Annotated in this window: 4 protein-coding genes and 3 tRNA genes; 4 read left to right on the top strand and 3 right to left on the bottom strand. The window is 75.8% G+C overall.

The window, feature by feature from the left end:
- Positions 1-231: 231 nt before the first annotated feature.
- Positions 232-305 (bottom strand) — tRNA-Ile (locus ACFVHB_RS39840).
- 190 nt (positions 306-495) lie between these two features.
- On the opposite strand from ACFVHB_RS39840, the gene ACFVHB_RS39835 reads away from it, so the two are divergent.
- Together ACFVHB_RS39835 and ACFVHB_RS39830 are read left to right on the top strand one after the other, a co-directional pair.
- Complete coding sequence (locus ACFVHB_RS39835) at positions 496-1,380, top strand: trypsin-like serine peptidase (RefSeq protein WP_380332844.1); 885 nt, start codon at positions 496-498, stop codon at positions 1,378-1,380.
- Positions 1,381-1,494: 114 nt separating this feature from the next.
- Complete coding sequence (locus ACFVHB_RS39830) at positions 1,495-2,244, top strand: trypsin-like serine peptidase (protein ID WP_380332842.1); 750 nt, start codon at positions 1,495-1,497, stop codon at positions 2,242-2,244.
- Positions 2,245-2,373: 129 nt separating this feature from the next.
- Here the strand turns inward: ACFVHB_RS39830 and ACFVHB_RS39825 are convergent.
- Positions 2,374-2,446: transfer RNA gene (locus tag ACFVHB_RS39825), tRNA-Asn, on the bottom strand.
- Positions 2,447-2,509: 63 nt separating this feature from the next.
- A tRNA-Asn gene (locus ACFVHB_RS39820) sits at positions 2,510-2,582 on the bottom strand.
- 240 nt (positions 2,583-2,822) lie between these two features.
- Between ACFVHB_RS39820 and ACFVHB_RS39815 the strand changes: the two genes are divergently transcribed.
- Complete coding sequence (locus ACFVHB_RS39815; protein WP_380332846.1) at positions 2,823-3,119, top strand: hypothetical protein; 297 nt, start codon at positions 2,823-2,825, stop codon at positions 3,117-3,119.
- A 119-nt stretch (positions 3,120-3,238) separates the two neighbouring features.
- Entirely contained in the window at positions 3,239-4,672 is a 1,434-nt protein-coding gene (locus ACFVHB_RS39810; protein ID WP_380332840.1) for an FGGY family carbohydrate kinase, read from the top strand.
- Positions 4,673-5,082 lie beyond the last annotated feature (410 nt).

The following is a 5,082-nucleotide window of genomic DNA, read 5'->3' as shown; positions in this document are numbered from 1 at the left end:
GCCCGCGACCGGCCGCGCAGGACGCGCACCGGTCGCGGGCGGCGACGACGGCGGCGACGGGGGTCGGAGGACGGGTGGGGCCGGAGTCCGCGCGGCCGGGGCGTCAACGCGCCCTCGGGGCGGCCCTATTCGGGTGATTCCCGGCCTGTCGGTGCGGTCGCCGGGAGTCGCGGTCACTAGAGTTCGTGCAGATGACCGCACCTGGTCAAGCCCGGTCGTCCGGGCGAAGGGTGGGGCGGGTGGGACTCGAACCCACGACCAAGGGATTATGAGTCCCCTGCTCTAACCGGCTGAGCTACCGCCCCGGTTCGCCGCGAGACCGGTCACCGGTCGCGGCAGCAGCAGACGGCCCCGCGAGGCCGTCTCCGGGCAGCATAGCCGGTCGATCACCCGTGGTGCGCGCCGGGGGCGCACATGGGTGCGCGCGGACGCACGCCTCCCCGCCCGGAGCAGCCCCGGTGGCGGGCCGGTGACCGCACCGGGGAGCCTGGGCGGGTGACGGTACGTGAGCCGGGACCGGTCCGCCGGGCGGTGGCCGGCGCGGCACTGGCGGTCCTGGCGGCGGCGGGCTGCACGACCGCGGCGGGCCCGGGCGGCGCCACCCCGACGGTACGGTCCCAGCCCGCCTCCGCGGCGGCCTCCGGGCCGGGGTCGGGCGCGGGCGACAGCCACGGCTGGAGCCGGGAGCGGCTGCGCGGGGCGCTCGGCCGGCAGACCGGTGTCACCCGCACCGCCAAGCCCACCGTGCTCAACGGCCTGGTCGGCGCCGTCTTCACCCGCAACGCGGACGGCGACCACTTCTGCACCGCCAGCGTGGTCGACAGCGCCGGGCTGAACCTGATCGTCACCGCCGCGCACTGCGTCTGGGACCCGCGGCTCGGGCAGCGCAGCGACCTGGTCTTCGTCCCCGGCTACCGGGACGGCGACACCCCGAGCGGCGTCTGGCCGCTGCTGGCGGTCACCGTCGACGAGGCCTGGAAGGACGACGGCGACCCGGACGTCGACGTCGCCTTCGCCGTGGTCCAGGCGCGGAACGGGCAGCAGGTGCAGCAGGTGCTCGGCGCCAACCGGCTGGGCGTCGACCGCGGCTACCGGCTGCCGGTGAAGGTGACCGGCTACCCCGGCACCAGCGAAGTGCCGATCACTTGCAGCAACACCACCTCCGAGCAGAGCCCCACCCAGCTGCGGATCGACTGCCCGGACTGGACCGGCGGCACCAGCGGCAGCCCCTGGGTGACCGACTTCGACCCGGACACCCGCACCGGCACCGTGGTCGGCGTGATCGGCGGCTACCAGGAGGGCGGCGACTCCCCCGACACCTCGTACAGCAGCTACTTCGGGGACCGGGTCCAGGCCCTGTACGACCGCGCCACCGGCTGATCCGGACCGGGTTGGCGGAGCCCGCCGGGGGCTGGTAGATCTTGCTCACACGAACGGCGGTCCGCACGCCCCGCGGACCCGCCCGAGGACGAGACGAGACGAGACGGAGCCCGGATGCCCCCCCGCCCGGTACGGCCCGCCCGCGCGGCCCAGACGGTCGCGCTGGCGGCCCTGCTGCTGGCCGCCGGCACCGCCTGCGGCAGCGGGGACCAGCAGCCGCCGACCGCCCGGGTCGCGCCGCAGAGCCCGGCGGGCGACCGGATCGGCACCCTCTCCATCCGCACCGCCCAGGGCCCGCGCGCCTGTACGGCGAGCGTGGTGCAGAGCCCGCGGCGCAATCTGCTGGTGACCGCCGCGCACTGCGTGCAGAGCCGCCGGATCGGCCTGCTGGACGGCCTGGTGTTCACCCCCGGCTACCGCAACGGGTACTCCCCGTACGGGAGTTGGCCGGTGCAGTCGATCACCGTCGATCCGCGCTGGTCGGCCGGCAACGACCCCGAGTACGACGTGGCGTTCGTCACCGTCCGGCCGGTGGCCGGGCGGGAGGTCGAGGACGCGGTGGGCGGCAACCCGCTCGGCACCGACCAGGGCTTCGACCAGCCGGTCTCGGTGACCGGCTACCCCAACGAGCGCGACGAGCCGATCACCTGCTCGGTCCGGACCCGCGCGCAGAGCCGGACCCAGGAGCGGTTCGACTGCAGCGGCTACTCCGACGGCACCAGCGGAAGCCCGTGGGTGACCCCGGCGGGCGCGGTGATCGGCGTGATCGGCGGCTACCAGGAGGGCGGCGAGAGCCCCGGCACCTCGTACAGCATCACCTTCGACGGCCGGGTCGCCGAGCTGTACCGCCGGGCCACCTCCTGAGGCCCGGGCCGCCCGCCCGGTCGCCCCGGGCCGGCGGACGGCGCCGAGTGACGAAGGCGACAACACGAAGGCCCCCCGGTCGACCGGGGGGCCTTCGCTCTGAGCAGTCACCGGGCGGACCCGGTGCAGCTCCCGCATTTGGACTCGAACCAAAAACCTGCCGGTTAACAGCCGGCTGCTCTGCCAATTGAGCTATGCGGGATCGCGGTGGACGACTGCCGCACCACGGACAGGCGGGCCGACCCCGACGGGGCGGCCACCTGAGCTCCCCCAATTGGACTCGAACCAATAACCTGCCGATTAACAGTCGGCTGCTCTGCCAATTGAGCTATGGGGGATCGGCTTCCGCTTCGGCCCCCGGTTTCCCGGGCTCCTCGGCGCTCGCTGCGGGACATACATTAGCGCACTCGGGGGGGTGGTCCGCCAATCGCTTTCCCCGGCCGCCCCGCTACCCCCGCCCGGCGCGCCCCGCGCGCGTCCCGCGGAAGGCCCGGGGATGCTGGGAGCACGGACGGTTCGCCGCCCCGAAGGACGGGTAGGGCAATGCGGCAGAGGCCGCCAGGAGAGGGTGGAATCCGATCATGTGGAAGCTGTCGTTGATCGTCGGACTCGCGGCGGGCTACGTGCTGGGCTCGCGGGCCGGGCGCCAGCGGTACGAACAGATCGCCAAGGTCACCCGGCAGGTCGCCCAGAACCCCAAGGTGCAGAGCGCCGCCGACAAGGCCCGGCACCAGGCCGGGGCGGTCGCCGGGAAGGCCGCCGGCGCCGTCGCGGACAAGGTCGGGGACCGGCTGCCGAACGCGGTCACCGACCGCGTGCCGTACTTCAACCGCCCCCGGGTGGAGGACGACGGCTGGGGCACCTTCCGCCCCTGAGCGGGCGGTGACGGCGGACGGGCGAGGAGGCCGTCCGGGACGACTCCGGAGCGGTACCGAACGGGCAACACTTGCCCGGACGGACCGCGTCCGGACGACTGCTGAGGCATGATCTCGACATGGCCATCGTCGCGGGGATAGACAGCTCGACCGGTCGCACCCGGATCGTCGCGTGCGACACCGGCACCGGCGCGGTGCTGCGGTCCGGCAAGGCGCCGCACCCCGTGCCGGAGGGCGCCGCCACCCGGGCCGGTGAGGCCGACCCGCAGGTCTGGCTGCACTCGCTCGGCGACGCGGCCACCGGCGGCCTGCTGGAGGGCGTCCGGGCCATCGGCGTCAGCGCGCAGCAGCACGGCATGATCGGCCTGGACGCCGGCGGCGTGCTGGTGCGGCCCGCGATCCTCTGGAACGACCCGCGCTCCAGCGGCGCCGCCGCCGCACTGGTGGACGAGTTCGGCGGCCCGGCCGCCTGGACGGCCGCGATCGGCGCCGTTCCCGGCCCCACGTACACCATCGCCAAGCTGCGCTGGCTGGCCGAGTTCGAGCCGGCCAACGCCCGCCGGGTGGCCGAGGTGCTGCTGCCGCACGACTGGCTGGTCTGGCAGCTGCTCGGCCACCCCAAACGGCGCACCACCGACCGGGGCGACGCCTCCGGCACCGGCTACTGGTCGCCGATCACCGGCGAGTACCGGCAGGATCTGGTCGAGCTGGCGCTCGGCCACCAGCTGAAGGTGCCCGACGTGCTCGGCCCGGCCGAACCCGCCGGGCACACCCCCGAGGGCCTGCTGATCTCGGCCGGCACCGGGGACAACATGGCGGCCGCGCTCGGCCTCGGCCTGCGGCCCGGTGACGCCGCCGTCTCGCTCGGCAGCTCCGGGACGATCTTCGCGGTGCACGAGCAGGCCGTGGTGGACGCCACCGGGCTGGTCTCCTCCTTCGCCGACGCCACCGGCCGCCACCTGCCGATGGTCGCCACCCTGAACGCCGCCCAGGTGCTCCGCTCCACCGCCGCCCTGCTCGGCGTCGACCTGGAGGGCCTGAGCGAGCTCGCCCTGCAGTCCTCCCCCGGCGCGTACGGGATGGTGCTGCTGCCCTACCTGGACGGCGAGCGGACGCCCGCGCTGCCGCACGCGGCCGGCACGCTGACCGGGATGCGGGCCGAGTCGATGACCCCCCAGCACCTGGCCCGGGCCGCCGTCGAGGGCATGCTCTGCAACCTCGCGGACGCGCTGGACGTGCTGCGGGCCCGGGGCGTCGAGGTGCGGCGGGTCTTCCTGCTCGGCGCGGCCGGGCGGCTGCCGGCGGTCCGGCAGATCGCGCCGCTGCTGTTCGGCGTCCCGGTCGTGGTGCCGCCGCCCGGCGCCCACGCGGCGCGCGGCGCGGCCCGGCAGGCCGCCTGGGCGCTGGCCGGCACCCCCGAGCCGCCGCACTGGGAGCTGCCGGAGACGGTCACCGTCACGCCGGACCCCGAGCAGGACCTTCCGGTGGGAGCGGCGGTGCGCCAGCAGTTCCGGGCCACCCGGGAGCAGATCCACCCGGAGACGGCCGGCTGAGCCGTGCCCCCACGGCCCCGCCGGCACCGCCCGGCTTGCCGCGCGGAAGCATTGAGGCTGGGTCATCCGGTGTCCCATGGAAGCCGGGGAGGCGGCGGCGACGGCCCGTCCCGCCGGGGAGCCCGGGGTACCGTCCCGGCAGCCTTCCACCACTGACGCGTTCCGGTACCCCGGCGCGTTCGGACACCCCGGCGCGTCCCGGGGTTCACCTTCACCGGCGTGCCTGTCGGCAGGCCGGGTACCCGGGCGATGGCCGCGGCGGGGTGGGCGGCACGCAAGCGCCCACCCCACCGCGCGTCCCTGGTCGTCGGGGGCCCCGCCCCCCCCCGGGCATCCCCCCCCCCGGGGGGGGAGGGGCCGACGGGGTGGGGGCCCCCCCCCCGGGCCCGCCGCCGGGACCCCGCGCCGGG

The sequence above is a fragment of the Kitasatospora sp. NPDC127111 genome, assembly GCF_042677465.1.
Taxonomy (GTDB): domain Bacteria; phylum Actinomycetota; class Actinomycetes; order Streptomycetales; family Streptomycetaceae; genus Kitasatospora.
This window is presented reverse-complemented; position numbering and strand designations above follow the sequence as displayed.